Annotated in this window: 23 protein-coding genes and 1 pseudogene; 13 read left to right on the forward strand and 11 right to left on the reverse strand. The window is 57.6% G+C overall.

Annotation, left to right across the window (positions count from 1 at the left end):
• Window positions 1-53 precede the first annotated feature (53 nt).
• From H4V98_RS10665 to H4V98_RS10685, 5 genes and pseudogenes are all read left to right on the forward strand, one after another.
• On the forward strand, window positions 54-449 hold the full coding sequence (locus H4V98_RS10665) for a transposase (RefSeq protein WP_280757188.1): 396 nt from the start codon (window positions 54-56) through the stop codon (window positions 447-449).
• Window positions 446-793 (forward strand): IS66 family insertion sequence element accessory protein TnpB, encoded by a 348-nt coding sequence (gene tnpB, locus H4V98_RS10670; protein ID WP_280757187.1) that lies wholly within the window; start codon window positions 446-448, stop codon window positions 791-793. The genes H4V98_RS10665 and tnpB overlap by 4 nt, the downstream gene beginning before the upstream one ends.
• 137 nt (window positions 794-930) lie before the next feature.
• The gene (locus H4V98_RS10675) at window positions 931-2,535 is read left to right on the forward strand and encodes an IS66 family transposase (RefSeq protein WP_280757186.1); all 1,605 of its coding nucleotides are present in this window, start codon (window positions 931-933) and stop codon (window positions 2,533-2,535) included.
• 44 nt (window positions 2,536-2,579) lie between these two features.
• Window positions 2,580-3,206: a plasmid pRiA4b ORF-3 family protein gene (locus tag H4V98_RS10680; RefSeq protein WP_280757185.1), complete on the forward strand. Its 627-nt coding sequence runs from the start codon at window positions 2,580-2,582 to the stop codon at window positions 3,204-3,206.
• A gap of 31 nt (window positions 3,207-3,237) precedes the next feature.
• Window positions 3,238-3,474 (forward strand): annotated as a pseudogene (locus tag H4V98_RS10685) (tetratricopeptide repeat protein); the annotation flags it as partial.
• A gap of 368 nt (window positions 3,475-3,842) precedes the next feature.
• Here the strand turns inward: H4V98_RS10685 and H4V98_RS10690 are convergent.
• From H4V98_RS10690 to H4V98_RS10710, 5 genes are all read right to left on the reverse strand, one after another.
• Window positions 3,843-5,000: a YihY/virulence factor BrkB family protein gene (locus tag H4V98_RS10690; RefSeq protein ID WP_196863265.1), complete on the reverse strand. Its 1,158-nt coding sequence runs from the start codon at window positions 4,998-5,000 to the stop codon at window positions 3,843-3,845.
• A 131-nt stretch (window positions 5,001-5,131) separates the two neighbouring features.
• Window positions 5,132-6,100, reverse strand: coding sequence for a cation diffusion facilitator family transporter (locus tag H4V98_RS10695; protein WP_196863264.1), 969 nt, complete (start codon window positions 6,098-6,100; stop codon window positions 5,132-5,134).
• Window positions 6,101-6,521: 421 nt separating this feature from the next.
• Window positions 6,522-7,322: a hypothetical protein gene (locus tag H4V98_RS10700; RefSeq protein ID WP_231374700.1), complete on the reverse strand. Its 801-nt coding sequence runs from the start codon at window positions 7,320-7,322 to the stop codon at window positions 6,522-6,524.
• A gap of 80 nt (window positions 7,323-7,402) precedes the next feature.
• Complete coding sequence (locus H4V98_RS10705; protein ID WP_196863262.1) at window positions 7,403-7,732, reverse strand: hypothetical protein; 330 nt, start codon at window positions 7,730-7,732, stop codon at window positions 7,403-7,405.
• Window positions 7,729-9,015 (reverse strand): GNAT family N-acetyltransferase, encoded by a 1,287-nt coding sequence (locus H4V98_RS10710; RefSeq protein WP_196863261.1) that lies wholly within the window; start codon window positions 9,013-9,015, stop codon window positions 7,729-7,731. Before H4V98_RS10710 ends, H4V98_RS10705 begins: the two co-directional genes overlap by 4 nt.
• A gap of 35 nt (window positions 9,016-9,050) precedes the next feature.
• Between H4V98_RS10710 and H4V98_RS10715 the strand changes: the two genes are divergently transcribed.
• Window positions 9,051-10,739: an NAD+ synthase gene (locus H4V98_RS10715; RefSeq protein WP_196863260.1), complete on the forward strand. Its 1,689-nt coding sequence runs from the start codon at window positions 9,051-9,053 to the stop codon at window positions 10,737-10,739.
• Window positions 10,740-10,825: 86 nt separating this feature from the next.
• Window positions 10,826-11,164: a P-II family nitrogen regulator gene (locus H4V98_RS10720; protein WP_196863259.1), complete on the forward strand. Its 339-nt coding sequence runs from the start codon at window positions 10,826-10,828 to the stop codon at window positions 11,162-11,164.
• A 4-nt stretch (window positions 11,165-11,168) separates the two neighbouring features.
• Here H4V98_RS10720 and H4V98_RS10725 read toward each other — a convergent pair whose 3' ends face one another.
• The 6 genes from H4V98_RS10725 to H4V98_RS10750 form a co-directional block, all read right to left on the reverse strand.
• Window positions 11,169-11,759 carry a TIGR00730 family Rossman fold protein gene (locus tag H4V98_RS10725; protein WP_196863258.1) on the reverse strand — a complete coding sequence of 197 codons (591 nt, stop codon included), beginning with the start codon at window positions 11,757-11,759 and terminating at the stop codon, window positions 11,169-11,171.
• Between the two features lie 17 nt (window positions 11,760-11,776).
• Window positions 11,777-12,181 (reverse strand): diacylglycerol kinase, encoded by a 405-nt coding sequence (locus H4V98_RS10730; protein WP_196863257.1) that lies wholly within the window; start codon window positions 12,179-12,181, stop codon window positions 11,777-11,779.
• 43 nt (window positions 12,182-12,224) lie between these two features.
• Window positions 12,225-12,737, reverse strand: a complete 513-nt coding sequence (locus H4V98_RS10735; protein ID WP_280757853.1) for an RDD family protein — start codon at window positions 12,735-12,737, stop codon at window positions 12,225-12,227.
• A 119-nt stretch (window positions 12,738-12,856) separates the two neighbouring features.
• A complete protein-coding gene (locus tag H4V98_RS10740; protein WP_280757498.1) occupies window positions 12,857-13,615 on the reverse strand; it encodes a DUF3106 domain-containing protein in 759 nt (252 codons plus the stop codon).
• Complete coding sequence (locus H4V98_RS10745; protein WP_196863254.1) at window positions 13,612-14,061, reverse strand: DUF3619 family protein; 450 nt, start codon at window positions 14,059-14,061, stop codon at window positions 13,612-13,614. Before H4V98_RS10745 ends, H4V98_RS10740 begins: the two co-directional genes overlap by 4 nt.
• Window positions 14,058-14,624 carry an RNA polymerase sigma factor gene (locus H4V98_RS10750; protein ID WP_196863308.1) on the reverse strand — a complete coding sequence of 189 codons (567 nt, stop codon included), beginning with the start codon at window positions 14,622-14,624 and terminating at the stop codon, window positions 14,058-14,060. The genes H4V98_RS10745 and H4V98_RS10750 overlap by 4 nt, the downstream gene beginning before the upstream one ends.
• Window positions 14,625-14,950: 326 nt before the next feature.
• Here H4V98_RS10750 and H4V98_RS10755 point away from each other — a divergent pair, with 326 nt between their 5' ends.
• The 6 genes from H4V98_RS10755 to pbpG all read left to right on the forward strand — a co-directional run bounded on the left by H4V98_RS10755 (window position 14,951) and on the right by pbpG (window position 22,545).
• The gene (locus H4V98_RS10755; RefSeq protein WP_280757499.1) at window positions 14,951-16,729 is read left to right on the forward strand and encodes an acetolactate synthase 3 catalytic subunit; all 1,779 of its coding nucleotides are present in this window, start codon (window positions 14,951-14,953) and stop codon (window positions 16,727-16,729) included.
• A 113-nt stretch (window positions 16,730-16,842) separates the two neighbouring features.
• A complete protein-coding gene (gene ilvN, locus H4V98_RS10760; protein ID WP_196863252.1) occupies window positions 16,843-17,334 on the forward strand; it encodes an acetolactate synthase small subunit in 492 nt (163 codons plus the stop codon).
• Between the two features lie 66 nt (window positions 17,335-17,400).
• Window positions 17,401-18,417: a ketol-acid reductoisomerase gene (gene ilvC / locus H4V98_RS10765; RefSeq protein WP_196863251.1), complete on the forward strand. Its 1,017-nt coding sequence runs from the start codon at window positions 17,401-17,403 to the stop codon at window positions 18,415-18,417.
• Between the two features lie 235 nt (window positions 18,418-18,652).
• Window positions 18,653-19,465 carry a CDP-diacylglycerol--serine O-phosphatidyltransferase gene (gene pssA, locus H4V98_RS10770; protein WP_196863250.1) on the forward strand — a complete coding sequence of 271 codons (813 nt, stop codon included), beginning with the start codon at window positions 18,653-18,655 and terminating at the stop codon, window positions 19,463-19,465.
• Between the two features lie 259 nt (window positions 19,466-19,724).
• Window positions 19,725-21,263 carry a 2-isopropylmalate synthase gene (locus H4V98_RS10775; protein ID WP_196863249.1) on the forward strand — a complete coding sequence of 513 codons (1,539 nt, stop codon included), beginning with the start codon at window positions 19,725-19,727 and terminating at the stop codon, window positions 21,261-21,263.
• Between the two features lie 193 nt (window positions 21,264-21,456).
• On the forward strand, window positions 21,457-22,545 hold the full coding sequence (gene pbpG / locus H4V98_RS10780) for a D-alanyl-D-alanine endopeptidase (protein ID WP_196863248.1): 1,089 nt from the start codon (window positions 21,457-21,459) through the stop codon (window positions 22,543-22,545).
• Window positions 22,546-22,590 lie beyond the last annotated feature (45 nt).

Here is a 22,590-nt window from a genome sequence, read left to right on the forward strand (position 1 = left end):
GGGAGTTGCACGCCATCATGGTGTGCACTCAACCCGGACAAGTGCACACCGTCATGGAACCTCCCAAAGATCCCCTCAAGGCCACCAAGCGCAGACACAGCGCAGCCTTCAAACGCAAGCTCGTCAAGCTGACCGAGCAGGCCGGCGCCTCGGTCGCGGCCATCGCGCTGGCGCACGGCATCAATGCCAATTTGCTGTTCAAGTGGCGGCGCGCACAATCTGGCCGCCCGGCGCGGCTCAAGCCCGTCACGCAGGCCGTACTGCTGCCGGTCACGATGGATCCCTTGCCACCGGCAAGCGCGGTCATCGATTTGCCAGCGCCAACGGTGCGGGCACCGGCGGCCGGCGTCATCGAGATTGAAGTGGGCGGCGCGCGCGTGCGACTGCGCGGCAGCGTCGATCCGGCCAGTGTGCGCTGCGTGCTCCAGGCCCTGCGGGACGCGCCGTGATCGGCCTGCCGGCGGGCACGCGCGTGTGGCTGGCCGCTGGCCTGACGGACATGCGCCGAGGCTTTGACGGCCTGGCCGCCTTGGCGCAAGGCGCGCTGGCGCAAGATCCCTTCTCGGGCCATGTGTTTGTCTTTCGGGGCCGGCGCGGTGACATCGTCAAACTGCTGTGGTGGGACGGCCAGGGCATGTGCCTGTTTGCCAAGCGCCTGGAGAGGGGCCGCTTCGTCTGGCCGCAGGCCGACGCCGGGGCGGTCTCGCTGAGCCCGGCGCAGTTGTCCATGCTGCTCGAAGGCATCGACTGGCGCATGCCGGTGCGCACCTGGCAGCCCACGCTCGCTGCCTGAGTTCATGAACGGATGACCTGCTCTGCCGAAGGGGCGCGCACGGGGAGCCGGGTGGAGGTAACACCACATGCGGGGGCTACCCGCAACCGTGAAACCCCTTCTTTTGGCGTGCCGGTTTTGCTGGCAAAGTGGCGCCCATGAGTTCACACGCGCTGCTGCAACAAATCGATGCCTTGAAGCAAGGCGTCGCGCAGCGTGACGAGCAGATCGGCGCGCTGCGCCTGGCCATCGACAAACTCACGCTGGAGCTGTTCCATCTCAGGCGCATGCGCTACGGGCGCTCGAGCGAGAAGGTGGACAGCGCCCAGTCACAAGTGCAGGCGCCTGGCGTGGCACTCGTGCCAGCGGGTGACGCGGGGGAGGCCTTGCAAGGCGCCCCCGTCGCCGACCTTGAGGACGCCCGCAAAAAGCGCCAGGCCGCTTCCCGCCGCACCGCCCCCCGCCAACTGCCCGGGCATCTGCCGCGCCAGGAGATGATTCACCTCGCATCAAGCGACTGCACTTGCCCGGGGTGCGGCACCGAACTGCGCCAAATTGGCCAGGACACCTCCGAAGTGCTGGAGTACCAGCCTGGCAGCTTCCGGGTCGTGCGCCACGTGCGCCCCAGACTCGCCTGTGTCCGCTGTCACACGATCGTGCAGGCTTCCGCGCCGAGCCGTCCCATTGATCGTGGCCTGGCAGGCGCCGGACTCATCACGCAGGTGTTGGTGGGCAAGTTCTGCGACCACCTGCCGCTGTACCGCCAGAGCCAGATCTACGCCCGCCAGGGCGTGGTGCTTGAGCGCTCCACGCTGGCGGACTGGGTGGCCGGCGCGGCGCGGCTGCTCCAGCCTTTGGCCGATGCCGTGCGCCGCTACGTCCTGCGGGCGGGCAAGATCCACACCGATGACACGCCCGTGCCGGTGCTCAGCCCGGGCCGTGGCACGACCCGCACGGCCCGGCTGTGGGTGTACGCGCGCGATGACAGGCCAAGCGGCGATGCGTCGCCGCCAGCGGTGTGGTTTCAGTATTCCCCGGACCGCAAAGGCGAGCATCCCAGGGGCCACCTCGCGGGCTTTGCCGGCACCTTGCAGGCCGACGCGTTCGCGGGCTACGACGCCCTGTTTGCCGATGGCCAGGTCGTCGAAGCGGCTTGCTGGGCTCATGCCCGGAGAAAGTACTATGAAATCCACAAGGGACAGGACGAGATGCCCGGCACGCTGGCCCATCAGGCGCTGCTGCGCATCGGGGTGCTGTACGCCATCGAGAAAGACATTCGGGGCAAGCCCGCAGAGGAACGCCGGCGCCAGCGGCAAAGCCGCGCCAAACCCCTGGTCGAGGCGATGCACGGCTGGCTCCATGACGCCCTTGGCCAGCTCTCGGCCAAGTCGTCCATGGCGCAGGCCATTGGTTACTCGCTGAACCATTGGCAGGCGCTCACGCGTTTCGTGGACGACGGGCACATCGAGATGGACAACAACGCGGCCGAGCGGGCGCTGCGCGCAGTCGTCCTCGGGCGTAAGAATTACCTGCACTTTGGCTCAGACGCCGGCGGCGAGCGCGCCGCCGTGATTTACACCCTGATCGGCTCGTGCAAGCTCAATGGCATTGATCCCCAGGCCTACCTGCACCATGTGCTGGAGCGCATTGCCGACCATCCGATCAACCGGATTGACGAGTTGCTGCCCTGGCGGGTGGCCGAGCGGCTCCGGCCTGCGTGGCCAGCAGCCCAGCAAACGCAGGACATGGCGCGCGCAGCCTGATGCGGGCCACGGCCTGTCCACCGATTTCGCTACAGTAGCCAAACATGACTGCCAAGCTGCACCGACTGCCAGGAGGCGCGAAGAAACCCGGGGCCAAAACCGCAGCCAATGCAAATGGCGAACTGCGGGCGTACCAACTCCATGTCGAGCTTGAATGGGTGTACCCCAAGGTCTGGCGCCGCCTCTTGGTGCCCACCACGATCGACCTCTCGCGCCTGCATGTCGCGCTCCTGTGGGGCACGGGCTGGCAAGGCGGGCATCTGCATGAGTTCGTCTTTGCCGATGCTAATTACGGCCCGTTGGAGCCGGATTGGGACTTGCCTGAAGGCGTGATCGATGAGGCCAGCGTCACGCTTGAAGAGGCGCTGTGCGCGCGCAGGACGTTCCTCTACGTCTACGACTTCGGGGACAACTGGCGCCACAAGGTCAAGGTGGAAAAAACCGTCACGCTTGACGCGCCGCTGTCGCTGGCGTTGTGCCTGGCCGGAGAAAACGCCTGTCCGCCTGAGGATGTAGGCGGCGCGCCGGGCTACGAGGACTTCGTGCAGGCATTGGCCGATCCAGCCCACCCGGAGCACGACGAACTTAAAAAATGGATCGGCCGCCCGTTTGACCCTGCCGCATTCGACGTGGCCCAAATCAACCAGTGGCTCAACCACACAGAGTCTTGAGTTTCAATACGGGTACTGGGCGGACGCTTACCCACAGATCGTGCTGGCACAGTTGTACCTGACGGTCGGTGAATTTGAGCGCGCCGAAGCCGCCGCCGCCAGCGGGCTGCAGATGCTGGCATGTTGGGGAACGTCATGGGACAAGCGCATTGGCTGGGATGCTTGGCTGGCCTGGGGCCGCATCCTGCTGCAGGGCGCGCAGACACGAAACTGGCCGGAACGTCTGGACAAGCTCAACAACCTGGCATTGCGCGCTGCCAGTCATTGACCTGGTGGCCGCCTGCACCGGTTGCATGTGCAGACAAGTCCAACTGCGAGCCATGGGTCAAATAATGCTTGCTTTACCAGGCGGCGCGCAAAGTGAGCTACAGATTTTGCTACAGGATTCATAGCTGCTCAGGCAATGGACACAAGCGCGTGCCGCCTGTTTAATAACAAAAAACAGTTTGGAGACCGGCACCAATGCGTTCAATGAAGGCCAGCAAGCTGCCAGCCCACTTCGCACTTCATGAATGCCTCGCTTCCAGTGGACCCGTTTTTGCGCCGGCAGGCCGTGGGTGAATCCCGGATTTTTAACACTGCGGCCTGAACACACAGAACGACTGAAGGTTTTCTTGGCGCCATGGATTTTTTCCGTCAGGCGCCAGGCAAGCCGGTGCGTTTTCGGCCTTTCCCTTTGCGCTTGAACAACAAGCGCAACGCCAGGTAGGCAGCCGCACTGCCCGCGTACACAACGGCCCGTTCCTTCAGGCTGACAGGGCGCGGCGCTTTCGGGCTGAACGCGCTGTCGACCGGGGCAGGGCGGGACGAAAGCGGGCCGATGACGACCAGATCGTCCCGCAAGGGCAGGTCAGGCAAATTACTGGCTGGCTGATGATTCTGGTCCTGCCGGCTGGCTGAGTCAGAAGATCGCGCCGCAAGGGTGCCGGTTTCTGGCTTTTGCTGACCGGCCAGCGAACCATGTTCATTGGCAAATACCCAGGTGAATTCAGCGCCGAGCAGGAAAATCTGAGCCGAGTAATACACCCACACCAGCAGTACCACCAGCGAGCCTGCGGCAGCGAAGGAGGAGGTGATGCTGCTTTTGCCGATGTACAGGCTGATCAGCCACTTGCCCACCTCGAACAGTACGGCAGTGACCAATGCCCCTGTCCATACGTCACGCCATCCCACCTTGACCTGCGGCATGACCTTGAAAATCATCGCAAACAAGACCGTCGCAATGCCGATGGAAAACACGATGTTGATGACGAAAAGCAGGTTTTCCCAGCCGGGCAGCAGCCTGCCGATCCAGCTGCCAAAAGCAGCCAGGGCAGCGCCGCTGACCAGCGACACCAGCAGCAAAAAGCCCAGACCCAAAATGAAACCGAGTGACAGCAAGCGGCTGCGAACGATGGCCCAGATGCCTGACACCTGGGGTGCCTTGGGCGCCTGCCAGATCCGGTCCAGGGCACTTTGCAATTCGGCAAAAACCGTGGTCGCACCGATCACCAGCACCACGATGCTGATAGCCGTGGCAACCAGCCCCTGCGTGGGCTGACTGGCGCTTTCGATCAATGCCTGAATGCCCTGGGCACCTTCCTTGCCGATCAGGCCGGACAACTGGCCGACGATTTCACCCTGGACGGCTTCGCGTCCCCAGACAAAGCCGGCCACTGCAATCACGATGATCATCAGCGGTGCAATCGAAAATACCGTGTAGTAGGAAATGGCTGCACCCATGCTGGGCGCGTAATCGTCGATCCAGGCGACGACAGATTTTTTGGCAAGCTGATAGAAATGTTGAAGGTTCATGGTTTTTAGTGGCCTTGAAATATCAAGTGCATTTTCCCGACCAGTTTGCCAAGTGCCTGCCAGTGCCATCGTCGGCCTGAACTCACGGATGCTGTAGGCGGCGGGCGACTGAGCATCGCCTTCGACCGCGCTCAAGGCGTGACGACAGGCGCAGATTGAATTGGCGGCCCATGGTCCCGGTCGGGACGGCGCCAGGGGTCTACGTGTGTCATCAGGTTCAGCACCCGGTGTCGCTGGAGCACGCGCTGCTGCGCTCTGACGGCAATGTCATGGCCGGCTTCCACCGTGATCAGTGCATCAACCTCGATATGCGCATCGACCACGATCATGTCGCCCATCTTGCGGGTGCGCACGTCATGCACATTCCTGACGCCGGGTGTTTCCACCAGCGTACGCCGAATTGCCTCGACTTCCTGCTCGTTCACGGCGCGGTCCATCAGGTCGTGCATGGCGTCCCAGCCAAAGCTCCAGCCCATTTTGGCGACCATGAAGCCGACAATCAGCGCTGCAATCGGATCGAGTATCGGGTAGCCCGCCAGGTTTCCAATGATGCCGATGCCCACGACCAGCGACGAAGCTGCGTCCGACCGTGCATGCCAGGCATTGGCCACCAGCATGCTTGACTTGACGCGCTTGGCCACAGCCAGCATGTAGCGAAACAGGGATTCCTTGGCAATCAGGGCACCACCCACGACCCATAGCGCGCTGGCATGCACCTGCGGCACGGTCTCTGGCGACTGCAGCTTGCCCACCGCCGACGACAGCATGCCGCCGCCCACGGCCAGCAGAATCACACCCAGCGCCAACGATGCGGCGGTTTCAAAGCGCTGGTGGCCATACGGGTGGTCGGTATCTGCATCCTTTTTGCTATGGTGTCCGGCAAATAGCACCACGAAATCAGAGACCAGGTCAGACAGCGAATGTATGCCGTCTGCTACCAGTGCCTGGGATTTCGACAGGATGCCAACACCAATCTGAGCAGCGGACAGGACGATGTTGACCGCCACGCTGACCCAGGTGCTGCGTGAAGCGGCTGTCGCGCGCTCGGCCGGGGTGTGTTGAGCGTCTTCGGGATCGTCGGCGAGGTCGTTGAAGTTCATGGGAGTTGTTCTTGCAGGGCAGCGAACGCATGCCCGGAATCGAGATGCAAAGATTGCCTTGTGGCGCCAGTCAAATCCAGATTCTGGCCGCTGTTGCTTAAGGTTGCCTGAGAATTGCGCAAAGCGCACTACTTGCCCTGATTGGGGACTGCCGCCAATCTTGCGCTTCCAGGCCGCATGGACATTGATGCATGGGCACCCAACTCGGCAAAATTCAGGCCGTGACAGAAAATAGGATCAATACGCACTTTTTCGCAAACTCTCCATCGTACGGGGCCGCCAGGTTTGGCTATTGAAAATACGCTGCACGCAAATCTTCAGCCAAATGCAAGCGCCGTGGGCCAAGGCAGCTGATACCGCACAAGCCACTTGAAAAACTTGTTAACTGGGCCGAATGACCGGGTCCACCTCGGTTTGCGCCCTAGCCGCACTCGCCAAGCAGGCCCTGCACGCCATCGTTCACTCCAGCCACTGGCGTTGCCTTGGCCAGCGCCATCCAAACGCCCAGCGGCAGGTTTTGCCTTGCACGTCGCGGTGCGGCCCGGCTCACCACCAGACGGTCGTTTTCAAGCTGCATCACGCCGCATTCGACAGGAATTTCATCGGCTGCGCCAATCGGCCGGCCTTTGGCGTCGCAGCCCAGCACGTACCAGCATTCGCCGCCCAGGTCGAGGTAGGCGCCTCGCTTGTCGGGCCGGCGCAAGTCACCGAGCAGGTCCGAGCGCTTGACCTTGATCTCGTGAACGATTGGCTCCAGGTAGGTCTCGACTGTGGTGTTGCGGATTGAGAACACGTCAGGCCGCACCATGCACCATCGGGCCTTTTCGCCTTCTGCGGCTGGTGGCAGTTGCGCTCGTAGGCTCAGGGTACGCCAGGCGATGCGGCCGGCGCGCACCATTTCGCAAGCCACGCGTTCCACCAGCGCTTCATGCGCCGACAGGGACGAGCGGTTGACGGCCAATGTGGCCGCCAGCCAGGCAACGCCCGCATCACTCACGCGCAGGGTTTCGTGGCCGGCTGGACCGGCGACGCGCTCCAGCATGCCGCCGGCCAGCAGTTCGATCTCGACCATGTCCTGGCAGGGCCAGCCAGCCGAGCGGTAAATCTCGCGCAGCCGCCGGGCATGGGTGCGGCCAAGCGGGATGACCGGTTGAACGACAGCTTCTGCCAAAGGCGCGATTGCTGCGGGCAAAGAATTTTCGGGGCTGGACACGCAATTCATGGTCAGAAAAGCGTTTTGCGCAATCCGCGCGGGCATAAGCAGCTATCGATAAAGAAGCGGTAAAAGTGCATCACTGATGTTCAGAGGCTGATTTCGAAACGTGCATTGCCCGTGTCGCGGCTCAGTGGTTTCAGGGCTGTCATGATGGCCTGGTCCTCGGCGCTTTCCCACAGCGCGATCACTTCGCGCTCTGCATCATGGTCGGCATGCGCCAGTTCTTCGGGCGTCAGCTGGCCGGTGAGTGACCGCGCCAGCATGCAGGCCTGCAGCGTGGGCACAACCAGTTCGCGGCCGCCGACGCCATCTTCCAGCGCCATGCGAAAACGCAGTTCGGCAGCGCTGCGTTCGGCAGCGCTGATGCCGGTGGCGTCCACCATCCGGAGGGTGTAGGGGGCAGTTTTTTCACTCATGAGGGCATTCTCGAATCAGAAGGGGGCTGAGGAGCGTGTGCCTTGAAGGGGCTGCGCCGCTCAAGGTCTTCCAGGTAATGGTCGATGCCCGCACCTTCGCGTTCCAGGAAACGTTCGACGGCGTCGGCAAAAGACGGGTGCGCCAGCCAGTGTGCGCTGGTGGTCTTGACGGGAAGGAGCGCGCGCGCCATCTTGTGCTCGCCCTGGGCGCCGCCTTCAAAACTTTGAAAGCCATGCGCAATGCACCATTCGATGGGCTGGTAATAGCACGCCTCGAAGTGCAGGCAGTCGACCCGTGCCAATGCGCCCCAGTAACGCCCATAAGCGGTCAGCCCCTGAAAAAGCGGATTCTCCATGCTGTCTTTTGCCGATGTGAGATTTTTCGCATCAAAAGTTCCGCTTGCGCAGTCAGGGCAGTAGTTGACTGCTATCAAACTCGTAGCAATGGCGGCGCCATCATGTTCTGCCACGAAGAGCAGCCAGTTCTCCGGCATGCTGCGCTCCATGCAATGAAAGAAGTCGCGGCTCAGATAAGGCGCATTGCCATGTTCCAGGTAGGTGCGTTCATAACAGAGGTAGAAGAAATCCCAGTCGGCGCTTGAAATCTGCGCTCCCAGCGACCAGCGAAAAGTGATGCCCGCGTCCCGCACCTTGCGGCGTTCCTGGCGGATTTTCTTGCGCTTTTCCTGGCTCAGTGTCATCAGGAAGTCGTCGAAGTCGCGGTAGCCGGTAGGCGGGGCAGTCCAGTGAAACTGCACCGTGTGACGCAGCATCAACCCTGCGTCCTCGCAGGCCTTCACATCGTCTTCGTCGGCAAACAACACATGCATGGAAGACAGTTTTTCCTCATCGCACCAGGCCACCAGTGCCTTGACCAGCAGCGCTCGCTCCGCCGCATCGCGTGCCAGCAGCCGTGCGCCGGGAACCGGCGTGAACGGCACGGCGATCAGTGCCTTGGGGTAATAGTCCAGGCCGTTTTGTGCATAGGCATTGGCCCAGGCCCAATCAAAAACATATTCGCCATAGGAATGCGCCTTGAGATACAGGGCGCAGGCGCCTACCAGCGTGTCGCCCTGCCAGAGTGTGACAAAGCGGGGCGTCCAGCCGGTTTTCGGTGTAGCGCTGCCGCTGGTGTGCAGCGCGGCCAGGTACTCGTGGCGCATAAAAGGGTTCAGGATGCCGGCCGGGCTTTGTGCGGCCAGTAAACCATTCCACTCACCGGCATTCACAGCCAGCGGCGAATCCAGAATGCGAATGACATAATCGTTTGAGTTTTTTTTCACGTGTTTCTTGGCGTTTTTCAGGGTTCGGTTTCCACATGTCACTCAAAATCTGCGTTGCCCAATTGAACTACTGTGTCGGCGACATGACGGGCAATGCGCAAAAAATTATCGCCGCTGCCCGCACCGCCTACCAACAGGGTGCCCGGCTGGTACTGACGCCGGAAATGGCAATATGCGGGTATGCAGCCGAAGACCTGTTTTTGCGGACATCGTTTATCCAAGCCTGTGATGATGCCGTGAATCTCGTGGCCCGTGAACTGGCCGGGTTAAAAGGCCTGACTGTCGTGGTCGGCACGCCCACGCACGGCGACAGCGGACTCGGCCTGCGCACCCGCAGCGTGGCGGTGCAGCAACGTCATAATGCCGCCCGGGTATTGCGCGAAGGCCGCGTCATTGATACCTATGCCAAGCGCGAACTGCCCAACTACCAGGTGTTCGACGAGCGCCGCTATTTCACGCCAGGACAAGGCACCTGCGTATTTCAGGCCGGAGAAGGGGTTGGTGCTGTCAGCATCGGCCTGTTGATCTGCGAAGACGCTTGGTTCGAGGAACCGGCGCGACTGGCCAGGCAGGCCGGTGCCGAGTTGCTGGTGGTGATCAATGCTTCGCCGTTCCACGTTGGCAAAGGCAGCGAGCGCGAACTGATGATGCGCGGACGCTGCCTGGCGACCGGTCTGCCGCTGGTGTACGCACACCTGGTTGGCGGACAGGACGAAATCGTTTTTGAAGGCCATTCGTTTGCCCTGCAGGCCGATGGCTCGCTTGCCGGCCGCGCCGAGAGTTTCAAGGAAAAACTGTTCTTTGCGCAGGCGGGACGGGTGCAAGGCGCTATTGAAATGGTAGCAGAAAGCGTGCCCTTGCGCAGCCCCGAGGCCGACCTGTGGGATGCACTGGTGCTGGGCGTGCGCGACTATCTTGGCAAGAACGGCTTTCCCGGCGCGATTCTGGGGCTGTCGGGCGGCATCGATTCGGCTCTGGTGCTGGCCATTGCGGTTGATGCGCTGGGGCCAGACAAGGTGCGCACGGTGATGATGCCATCCCCCTACACGGCCGATATTTCCTGGATCGATGCGCGTGACATGGCCGAACGCATGGGCGTACGTTACGACGAAATCTCGATCATTCCCGAATTTGAAGCCTTCAAAGCCTCGCTGGCCGGCGAATTCAAGGGGCTGCCCGAGGACACCACCGAGGAAAACATCCAGGCGCGCATCCGCGGCGTTTTCTTAATGGCGCTGTCAAACAAATTCGGCTCCATCGTCCTGACCACCGGCAACAAGAGCGAGATGGCCACCGGCTATTGCACCCTGTATGGCGACATGGCCGGCGGCTTTGCGGTCATCAAGGACCTGCTGAAAACCACAGTGTTCCGGCTGGCGCAATGGCGCAACGAAAACGACCCCTACGGTACATGCAGCGCGCCGATCCCCGAGCGCATCATCACGCGCCCGCCCAGCGCCGAACTGCGCGCCGACCAGACGGACCAGGACAGTTTGCCGCCTTACGAAGTGCTTGACGCCATTTTGAAACGCTACATGGAAAACGACCAGAGCGTGGATGCCATTGTGGACGCTGGCTTTGAGCGGGCTGTGGTCGAGCGGGTGGCACGGCTCATCCGTATTAACGAATACAAGCGGCGCCAAGCGCCCGTAGGCATTCGTGTGAGCCACCGGAGTTTTGGCAAGGATTGGCGTTATCCTATTACCAGCAAGTTTGGCGCATGACGATTGGCCGCGATTCATCCTCGTGACATTGCCGACAGCCGCCAGCTTTTTGTCCTTCAGTTTTCAGACTTATAGAGAGACTTTTTGTGAAACAAATTACCGCCATCCTCAAGCCTTTCAAACTCGAAGAAGTGCGCGAAGCCCTTGCAGAATGCGGCGTGACCGGTTTGACCGTTACGGAAGTCAAGGGTTTTGGGCGTCAGAAAGGCCATACCGAGCTGTATCGCGGCGCCGAGTATGTCGTCGATTTCCTGCCCAAGGTCAAAGTCGAAGTGGTCGTCAAGACCGACGATGTTGATCGCTGCGTGGAAGCCATTGTGCGAGCGGCGCGTACTGGCAAGATCGGCGACGGCAAGATTTTTGTCACCAGCGTCGAGCGTGTGTTGCGCATCCGTACCGGCGAAGAAGACGAAACAGCGATTTAACCGCTCAGATCTGGTCCAGCTGCACTGTCGGCAAGGCCGTTCCAGCCGCCTGCACCAGTTCGGCCATCAGCTGATCTGCATCGCTGCCGGTGCGAATCAGTCCCATCTGCCACTCATTCATGAAGCCGTCGGTGACCGCTGATCCGAGAAACGTCAGCAGGCTGTCGTAAAAGCCGTCCAGGTTAAGCAGGCCGACCGGCTTGTCGTGGTAGCCGAGTTGGCGCCAAGTCCAGACCTCAAAGAATTCTTCAAGTGTCCCGATGCCGCCAGGCAGTGCCAGAAAAGCGTCTGCATGCTCGGCCATGATGCGCTTGCGCTCGTGCATGTTTTCGACCACATGCAGTTCTGTGCAACCCGTGTGCGCCCATTCTTTTTCGACCAGCGCTTTTGGAATCACGCCGATCACCCGGGCGTCAGCCGCGAGCGCTGCATCGGCCATGATGCCCATCAAACCAGCGTGACCGCCGCCATACACCAGCTGGCCGCCATGACGGCCAATCCAGGTGCCAACCTGCCGCGCCAGTTCGGCAAATACGGGGCTGTTACCGGAACGCGAACCGCAGTACACGCACAAGGAAAAAGAAGGATTGTTCATACTGGATATATCAAGATTCATATGCCAAATCGGTTGGCCAGCGCCAAGGTCCAGGTGCCTGCGCAAAGCAGCAGGCAAAGCAGTACCGCGGCGCTGCCCGTGTCCTTGGCGCGTTTGGACAGTTCATGCCATTCGGGCCCAATGCGGTCGATGGCTGCTTCAATGCCAGTGTTGAGCAATTCGACAATCATGACCAGCATCACGGTTCCTGCCAGCAGGACGATTTCCATCCAGCTGCGGCCCAACCAGAATGCAGCCGGCACAAGCACCATTGAGGCCAGCGCCTCCTGTCGGAAAGCCGTTTCGTTCCACCCCGTGCGCAAGCCGGCCAGAGAATAGCCGGCAGCATGCCAGATACGGCTCAGGCCACGGCGGCTTTTCTGGGGATTGGCAGGAGAGGAAAAAGGAAATTGTTCAGGCATGACGATGATTTTCGCAGCGCACTATGACTCAGGACAAATGGCTTCAGGTAGACCTTGAAACTACCGCCTTGGCGGATGCCGAAGGTTTGGCCTTGGGTGGGGTGATCGAGGTGATCAACCGGGTGCCTGCCCAGGCATCATGCCAAAATTGCCGCTGCGGATGAAAGCGCGCCAGGATGGCCCAAATAACCACCCAGGCCAGGGTCAGAAAGGCGCCTTTGGTTGCCGACACTCCCAGCATCCAGCTTGCTGCCAAGGGCGGCAGAAACCACATCCAGCTGAGCAAGTAACGAAGCAGTGCGCGTTGCTGGGTGATTGGTTGCCCATTGGTATCGACGACGCGAATATGCCAGGTTTTCATGGCCAGTGTCTGGCCTTTGGCCCAGAACCAGACAAAGTAGACAGCAAAGACCACAAACACGAATGCCTGTAATGGATGGCGGTTGTCCAGCGCATTGCGCGTCTGGCTCAATGTGCCGAACAGATATCCTGCGATGAACACCACGCCAAACATGAGCATGCCTTCATACATCCAGCAGGCCATGCGCCTTGGAATAGACGGTATTTGAATATCTTTTGCAATCAAGGAAATAACTTAATAGTGAATGCGCGCAGGAAGCCGCTGCGCCGATAGGCCAGAAGGAAGGCCTGTTATGCGTGGCCGTTTCTTTGGCGCTATTGTGCCGAGCTATTTGCTGGCAGAGGCAGAGGCAGAGGCAGAGGCAGAGGCAGAGGCGGGGCTGTCGGTTGTGGCACTGGAGCTGAAGGCAAAGGGTTGATTCTAGGTGTAGGGGTTAAAACCTGCTGGCTGACAGCCCGTGCCGGAACAGTTGCCAGCTTTTGCGGTGCCACGGGCTTCACGGCAGTGGCTGCGCCACTTGGCTTCGGGCTGGCGGAAGCAGCAAGTTTTTGTTTTTCTTCAGTACTCAAGGCTTGGTAGGCGTCCCATTTGGCTTTTTTCTCTTCGGCTGTCAACTGTCTGGACAACTCCAGCGTCTTGCCGAAATTCAACCGTGCCTGTGCTCGCTGCTGGGGACTGAGGGCAACCCATTCATTCATGCGGCTGTTCAGCGTGGCTTGGGCCTGAGGGGTGAACGCAGCATAGTTTTTTGAGATCTCCAGCCACTTGCGTTTTTGCGGATCGCTCATGCCGGTGTTCCAGCTCGACGCCAGCGGTGCCAGTGCTTGCTGTTGCGATGGCGTCAACTGGGACCAGGAAGGGCCGGTTGCCGAGGTATTGCCTGAAGTCGATCCACTGCTGGCTGAAGGTGATGGATGTTGAAGTTGTGATGAAGCGGTGGGTGGCCATGCAAGCACAATGACAACCGCCAGCCCCAACAAAACTGAACGCACAGGAGCCACCGTTGGGTGCGCTATCGCCCCATTAAAAACGCCGGTGCATAACTGCGGGGAAAAATCAGCAGGGAGCATCATTTGGAGCTGTCTGACTGGCGTGCAATTTTTAGGAACTGAACAAAACCCGAGTCAGCAAATGCAGCCGGCGGCAAGTCATCGGTCAGCAGCGCCGCATCCACTTCGGCCAGTTCCTGAGTCCGGTTGTCTCTTTGAAACGAATTGATTGCCAACAGGCCCACGACCAGTGCAATCAAGGGCAGCACTGAGCCAATTCGGTTCCACCAGCTCAATCCTTCGCTGGTGGACCCCCATGTCAGCGCTGCGCTACCCCCTGAGTTCATCACTCCGACTGCGGTTTGGGTGCTGGTAATCTTGCGCTTGGAAACTGCCTGCACGCGGGCCGACCGCAACCGTTCGGAAATGTCATGGGGCAATTCTGCCGAACCGGCGGAGAGATAGGATGCGGTTTTGATACCAAATCTGTCTTGCAGATTGACAGATATTTTCTTTGAAGAAATTTTCATAGTTTGATTCCTTTGGCGCTCAGCGCTTTGCTGAGAGCGTGCACTGCACGAGAACAGTGAGTTTTGACGCTGCCTTCAGAGCAACCCATGGCAGCGGCTGTTTCAGCTACATCCATTTCCTCCCAGTAACGCATCAGAAAGGCTTCCCGTTGACGATCCGGTAACGCCTGAATCTGAACTTCGATTGCACGCAAAATCTGCGCCCGTTCAGTGGCGTCCTGCGCACTTTCTGTTCCTTCGGAGTTGGTCAGGCTCTCCAAAGTTTCCAGAAGATCAAAATCTCCATCTTCTCCGGATACAGAAAACTCGCTCAAGTTGGAAAAAAGGGCGTTACGCGTCTTCCGGCGCCTAAACCAGTCCAGCGTCGTATTGGAAAGAATTCGCTGAAACAGCATGGGCAGTTCTGCCGCCGGCTTGTCGCCGTAGTACTGGGCCAGTTTCATCATGCTGTCCTGAACGATGTCAAGCGCTGCTTCTTCATCGCGGACGTGGTAAATACTCCGCTTGAAAGCTCTTTTTTCAACGCTTTTCAAAAAATCGGAAAGTTCTTGTTCAGTTGCCAACTGTGAGTCCCTGTTGTCCAGCGTTTTCAAAGCGCTAAGGACTTGATGTGTCGCTGCGTTGCCTTCGGCCGATAGCCAGTGTGAAATTATCGCATCGCGTTTACGCCTGTTACGGAACTGCCTGTTCGGACATTGGCGGGTTAAAAAACGTCGGCAAGTCGCGCGCAATGCCATAATGCTGCCTGCACATCAAAAGGCAAACGGGTCATGGCTCGGCAGATTATGTTTCTGCTTATGGTTTTGGCCTCAAGTCTCGACGCGGCTTCACAAGAGCGAGCCAAGAGGCACCCTAGGTATTTCGTTAGAGAAATTCACAAAGGTTCATCATGGAAATCACAAAAGCGGAAATTGCTTCCGCCGCGGCAGCATCTGCTCAAACTCAATCTCAAGACCTGCGAGGCGCTGAAATCCTCGTGAAATCGCTTCAAGCTGAAGGTGTCAAGTACATCTGGGGCTATCCTGGCGGTGCGGTTCTTCATATTTACGACGCTTTTTACAAGCAGGACTCCATTCAGCATGTGCTGGTGCGTCACGAGCAGGCTGCGGTGCATGCCGCCGATGGCTATGCACGCGCCACTGGCGATGTGGGCGTGGCCTTGGTTACCTCGGGTCCCGGCCTGACCAATGCCGTGACCGGCATTGCAACTGCCTATATGGACAGCATTCCCATGGTCATCATCAGTGGCCAGGTGCCGACCGCTGCCATTGGCCTGGATGCCTTCCAAGAATGCGACACGGTGGGTATCACCCGCCCCATCGTGAAGCACAATTTTCTGGTCAAGGACGTGCGTGACATGGCTGAGACCATGAAAAAAGCTTTTCATATAGCTCGCACCGGTCGCCCCGGTCCGGTGGTGGTCGATGTGCCCAAAGACGTTTCGTTCAACAAAACGCTTTACACCGGGTATCCAAAAACCGTCGAGATGCGTTCCTACAACCCGGTTCGCAAAGGCCATGCCGGGCAGATTCGCAAGGCGCTTCATCTCCTGATGGCGGCAAAGCGTCCCTATATCTACACCGGTGGCGGCGTACTGCTCAGCAATGCATCGCAAGAGTTGCGCACCCTGGTGGACATGCTGGGCTACCCCTGCACCAACACGCTCATGGGCCTGGGAGCTTACCCCGCCAGTGACAAGAAATTTCTGGGCATGCTCGGCATGCATGGGACGCTCGAAGCCAACAATGCCATGCAAAATTGCGACGTCTTACTGGCTGTCGGCGCACGTTTTGACGACCGCGTGATCGGCAATCCCAAGCATTTTGCTCAAAACGAACGCAAGATCATTCACATCGATATCGACCCGTCGAGCATTTCCAAGCGTGTGAAAGTTGATATTCCCATTGTGGGTGATGTCAAGGATGTGCTGACCGAACTGATTGCCATGATTCGCGAGTCGGGCCTCAAGCCTGATGCCGATGCGCTGGGCGGCTGGTGGAGCACGATTGATGCGTGGCGCTCGCGGGATTGCATGAAGTACAGCATGGGCACTGGCGATGTCATCAAGCCGCAGTATGTGGTTGAGACGCTCTGGAACATGACCAAGGACGCAGATACTTACATTACGTCCGATGTCGGGCAGCACCAAATGTGGGCTGCCCAGTACTACAAGTTCGACGAGCCACGCCGCTGGATCAACTCGGGAGGCCTGGGCACCATGGGTGTTGGTATTCCCTACGCCATGGGCATCAAGCTCGCCAAGCCGGATTCGGAAGTGTTTTGCATTACCGGCGAGGGCTCGGTGCAGATGTGCATTCAGGAACTTTCAACCTGCCTGCAGTACAACACGCCGATCAAGATCGTTTCGCTCAACAACCGCTACCTTGGCATGGTGCGTCAGTGGCAGGAAATCGAATATTCCGGCCGCTACAGCAGCAGCTACATGGACGCGCTGCCCAATTTCGTCAAGCTCGCTGAAGCTTATGGCCACGTCGGCATGCTGATCGAAAAGCCAGGAGATGTGGAGCCGGCGCTTCGTGAAGCGCGCAAGCTCAAGGACCGCACCGTGTTCATGGACTTTAGAACCGATCCGACGGAAAACGTGTTTCCGATGGTCAAGGCCGGCAAAGGCATCACTGAAATGCTGCTGGGTTCGGAAGATCTCTGATCGCATCGAAATTTCTCCTATTCATTCACCCCGTCAACTGACGAATCTATTGCCTGCCGAGTCTGCGCATTACCGTGCGCAGGGGAGGGCAGCGAAAAGAGGAATCTATCTATATGAAACACATCATTGCAGTTTTGCTGGAAAACGAGCCGGGCGCTCTTTCCCGCGTGGTCGGCCTGTTCTCGGCGCGCGGTTACAACATCGAGAGCCTGACTGTCGCGCCAACCGAAGATCCGACGTTGTCTCGCATGACCATCCAGACCTCGGGTTCGGATGACGTGATCGAGCAAATTACCAAGCACCTGAACCGCCTGATCGAAGTGGTCAAGGTCGTTGACCTGACCGAAGGTTCTTACACCGAGCGGGAACTCATGATGGTCAAGGTGCGTGCGGTTGGCAAGGAGCGCGAAGAAATGAAGCGCATGGCTGATATATTTCGCGGGCGAATTATTGACGTGACAGAGAAGAGTTACACGATTGAACTGACGGGCGATCAAACCAAGAACGATGCGTTCCTTGATGCAATCGACCGCAGCGCCATCCTGGAGACGGTGAGAACCGGTTCAAGCGGCATAGGCCGTGGCGAGCGAATTCTAAGGGTCTGATATGGCTGGAATCCCAATATTGGATCTGGCAGTTTTATTTTTTTGCTGATTATTTAGGAGCGACAGATGAAAGTTTTTTACGATAAGGATTGTGATTTAAGCCTGATCAAGGGCAAGACCGTCGCCATCATCGGATACGGCAGCCAGGGTCATGCTCATGCTCAGAACCTGAATGACAGCGGTGTCAAGGTTGTCGTAGGTCTTCGCAAAGGCGGCGCTTCGTGGCCCAAGGTTGAAAAAGCCGGTCTGCACGTGGCCGAAGTGGCTGATGCTGTCAAATCTGCGGACGTGGTGATGATTCTGTTGCCTGACGAGCAAATCGGTTCGGTTTACAAAAACGATGTAGCACCCAACATCAAGCAGGGCGCATCGTTGGTATTTGCCCACGGTTTCAACGTGCATTACGGTGCCGTGATTCCGCGCGATGACCTTGACGTCTGGATGGTTGCTCCCAAGGCGCCCGGTCATACCGTACGCAATACCTATACACAGGGCGGCGGTGTTCCTCACCTGGTTGCCGTGCATCAGGACAAGTCTGGCAAAGCCCGCGATCTGGCCTTGAGCTATGCCATGGCCAATGGCGGCGGCAAGGCGGGCATCATTGAAACCAATTTCCGTGAAGAAACCGAAACCGACCTGTTCGGCGAGCAGGCTGTCTTGTGTGGCGGTGCGGTTGAACTGATCAAGGCTGGCTTTGAAACGCTGGTGGAAGCCGGTTACGCGCCTGAAATGGCGTACTTTGAGTGCTTGCACGAGCTCAAGCTGATCGTGGACCTGATCTACGAAGGCGGCATTGCCAACATGAACTACTCGATCTCTAACAACGCCGAGTACGGCGAGTACGTGACCGGCCCGCGCATCGTGACCGAAGATACCAAGAACGCCATGCGTGCTGTCCTCAAGGACATCCAGACCGGGGAATACGCCAAGAGCTTCCTGCTGGAAAATATTGCTGGCGCGCCAACCTTGATCAGCCGCCGTCGTTTGAATGCCGAGCATCAGATCGAGCAAGTGGGCGGTAAACTCCGCGCCATGATGCCTTGGATTGCCAAGAACAAGTTGGTTGACCAGACGCGCAATTGATCATTTCGATCACAACGGTTTTTTAAAAAGCCGCGCAAAAATATTGCGCGGCTTTTTCAATGGCGTTGGTGAAAACTGCTGCGGTCAGAAAATAGATATTTGTCCCGACCCATATGAACCCCTATGCTGAGAACGCATTGTTCACAATGCAATTTCTTGTGTGGAACCCTAACTTGCTGCACTATGAATTCAATAGCTATTTGCGCGTATCGGCCGCGTCTGAGGAGTAATTTTTATGCATGATGGCGATGAAAATCTGACAACAGCCAACGAAGTTTTACCACGTAAACGGCGCAAAGGCATTTACATACTGCCGAATTTGTTTACGCTGGCTGCGCTGTTTGGCGGGTTTTATGCCATTGTCATGGCCATGAACGGACGGTTTGACCAGGCTGCCATCGGCGTATTTTGTGCCATGGTGCTGGACAGTCTGGATGGTCGGGTAGCACGAATGACCAATACCCAAAGCGCTTTTGGTGAACAGATGGATTCGCTGTCAGACATGGTCTCGTTTGGCGCAGCACCCGCGTTAATTGCTTATATCTGGGCACTGACCAGCCTTGGTCGCTGGGGCTGGATTGGCGCTTTTGTTTATTGCGCCTGCGCAGCTTTGCGGCTAGCACGGTTCAATGTCAACACGGCAGTGGTCGACAAGCGGTTTTTTCAGGGTTTGCCTTCTCCTGCGGCTGCCGCTCTGGTGGCAGGGTATATCTGGCTTATGAACGACTTGGGCATTGATGGCGACGATGTGCGCTGGATCACCTTCGGATTGCTGCTGTATGCCGGCCTGACCATGGTCACCAACTTGCCTTTCTACAGCTTCAAGGATGTGCAAATGAAGCACAGCGTTCCTTTTTTCGTCATCGTGCTGATCGCACTTGGAATTGCCATCATCAACATTGATCCTCCAACAGTAATATTCGGTTTGTTTGTGATTTATGGATTGTCGGGTTATGTGCTGTACGGCTGGCGCAAGGCGAATGGCCAGCAGACCAGTATGATTTCAACCTCAACCGACGAACCTGACGAACGCGGCCTGCACAAATAAGTTGTGGTACATTGAACTGATGAAAAATACTTCGCTAGCACTACTGCTATCTGCCAACGGGCGGAGACGGTAGCGTACGCGTACACCTGATTCGACGGCCCGTTTGCACCAGCAACGGGCCGTTTTTTTTGTTGCTGGTTTTTTATAACCGGACACTTTAATGTCATTAAAACCTGCTTAACGTTATGTCCTGACGCTCTTCCTCAGCCTTGCTGCCCTTTTGCAACCCTGCCAATCCCATCGAATCGAGAGAATTCCCATGACTGACAAACTCATTATTTTCGACACCACCTTGCGCGACGGAGAGCAATCGCCTGGCGCTTCCATGACCCGTGACGAAAAACTGCGCATTGCACGACAACTGGAACGGTTGAAGGTTGATGTGATCGAGGCTGGTTTTGCGGCCAGTTCGAACGGGGACTTTGAATGTGTCAAGGCCATTGCAGAAGTGATCAAGGATTCCACTATTTGTTCGCTGGCTCGTGCCAACGACCGTGATATATCGCGGGCCGCCGAAGCGCTGAAGCCGGCGAATGCGGGTCGTTTGCATCTCTTTTTGGCGACAAGTGCCCTGCACATGGAAAAAAAGCTGCGAATGACCCCCGACCAGGTGTTTGAACAGGCGAAGATGTCTGTGCGGTTTGCCCGCAACCTCATGGCAGACATCGAGTTCAGTCCCGAAGACGGGTATCGCTCCGATCCGGATTTTTTGTGCCGCGTAATTGAGGCAGTCATCAACGAAGGTGCAACCACCATCAATGTTCCTGACACCGTGGGCTATGCAATTCCTGAGTTGTATGGCAACTTCATAAAAAACCTGCGTGAGCGCATTCCCAACAGTGACAAGGCGGTCTGGTCAGTGCACTGCCATAACGACTTGGGCATGGCCGTTGCGAACTCACTTGCAGGCGTGAAGATCGGCGGCGCCCGGCAGGTGGAGTGCACCATCAACGGCCTGGGCGAACGCGCTGGCAACTGTTCACTTGAAGAAGTGGTGATGGCGGTCAAAACACGCAAGGATTACTTTGATCTCGACTTGGGAATCGATACACAGCAAATACTTGCAGCCAGCCGTCTGGTGAGCCAGACCACCGGTTTTGTCGTGCAGCCTAACAAAGCGGTTGTTGGCGCCAACGCTTTTGCCCATGCCTCTGGTATTCATCAGGACGGTGTGCTCAAGGCGCGCGACACTTACGAAATCATGCGTGCAGAAGATGTGGGCTGGTCGGCTAACAAGATTGTGTTGGGCAAGCTGAGCGGACGAAATGCCTTCAAGCAGCGCCTGCAGGAACTTGGCGTTGCTATGGAAAGCGAAACCGATATCAACAATGCCTTCGTAAAATTCAAGGATCTCGCAGACCGCAAGAGTGATATTTTTGACGAGGACATTCTTGCTTTGGTCAGCGATGAAAGCGTTACCCACAGTAACGAGCAGTATGGTTTTGTATCCCTGTCACAGCACAGCGAAACTGGGGAACGTCCTCAGGCTTGCGTCGTTTTTACTGTCGCCGGAAAAGAGGTCAAAGGACAATCCGATGGAAATGGCCCTGTAGATGCATCGCTCAAGGCGATCGAAATCCATGTCAAAAGCGGTGCTGAAATGGTACTTTATTCGGTAAATGCCATCAGTGGTTCAACCGAAAGCCAGGGTGAAGTGACAGTGCGCTTACAAAATAGCGGACGTGTCGTGAATGGAACAGGCTCCGATCCTGACATCGTGGTGGCCTCGGCCAAAGCTTATTTAAGTGCTTTGAATAAACTTCAAAGTAAAGCTGTCAAGGTTGCTGCCCAGGGTTAAGTGCTTAATTTTTAACAATACCTTTTAGATTCAAGGGCTTAGCACGAGCCTTATGTTCTGTAAGGCAGTCTAAGCAAGAGACTCTGGTAGTTATTTAAGAAAGTCACGCAAGCTCCTGATATTGCGTGACTTTTTCTATTTCTATACACTTCAGCCTTTCTATCCATCGCAACCCAAACAGGCCATATTCACCATGTCCAAACAGCTTTTTAGTCGCGCACTAAAAATCGTCGGATTTTTTGCTTTGTCGTTTGCTCTGGTAGCACCGACAGCCCACGCCGCATCGGCAAAATCGTCATCCAAGCGGGCGATTGTCAAGAAACCACATGTCGAAAAATCGAAAGCTCTTAAAAAAATAACATCAGTCCGGAAAAACGTACGTTTCGAAGCAAGCTCCAAGGTAACTCGTGCCAAGCGTCCTTCGATTATTCAGGCCATCATCCCCGCCATTCCTTCTTTTGGCCAGATGGCTGGCCTGCACAGCGCAATTGATCCGCTGGATCTGAAATCCAGCGTGGCGCTGGTGATTGATCAAGACACGCGCGAAGTGCTGTTCAGCAAGAACGAACATGCGGTGCTGCCCATTGCGTCTTTGACCAAATTGATGACAGGCGTAATCATCAGCGGGGCCAGGCTCCCCATGGAGGAAATGATCACTGTAACGCAGGACGATGTGGACACTGAAAAGCACAGCCGTTCGCGGCTTAGCGTTGGCGCCACGCTGTCGCGCGGAGAAATGCTGCACCTGGCGCTGATGTCTAGCGAAAATCGGGCTGCACATGCCCTTGGTCGCACCTACCCTGGTGGCATGGCGACTTTTGTCAGTCTGATGAACGCCAAGGCAAAGATGTTGGGCATGAACGACACCAGCTATGCTGAACCTACCGGACTTTCCAGCCGTAATCAGTCCAGCGCCCAAGACCTCGCTGTGCTGGTCAATGCAGCACATGGTGACCCGGTGCTCCGTGAATTGACGACGTCTCCGGGTTATCAGGTGGCGATTGGCAGTCGGACCCTTCAGTACAACAATACCAATCGACTGGTAAAAAACCCGGAATGGGACATCGGTTTGCAAAAGACAGGCTACATCAACGAAGCCGGTCAGTGCTTGGTCATGCAGACCAAAATCGCAGGCCGCAAGTTGATTATGGTGTTTCTGGATTCGGCCGGCAAGCTGAGCCGCTTGGGCGATGCGGAGCGCGTGCGGCGCTGGGTCGAAACCAACCCGGTGGCAGATCAAAAGATCAAGATTAGCGCTTCCGACAAACACACCAGCGGTTAATGGTTCGCGATTGCCTAGCCGGATAAAGCCTGCCGATGTGTATTT

It is taken from the genome of Polaromonas sp. CG_23.6, from assembly GCF_029892315.1.
Classification (GTDB): domain Bacteria; phylum Pseudomonadota; class Gammaproteobacteria; order Burkholderiales; family Burkholderiaceae_C; genus Polaromonas.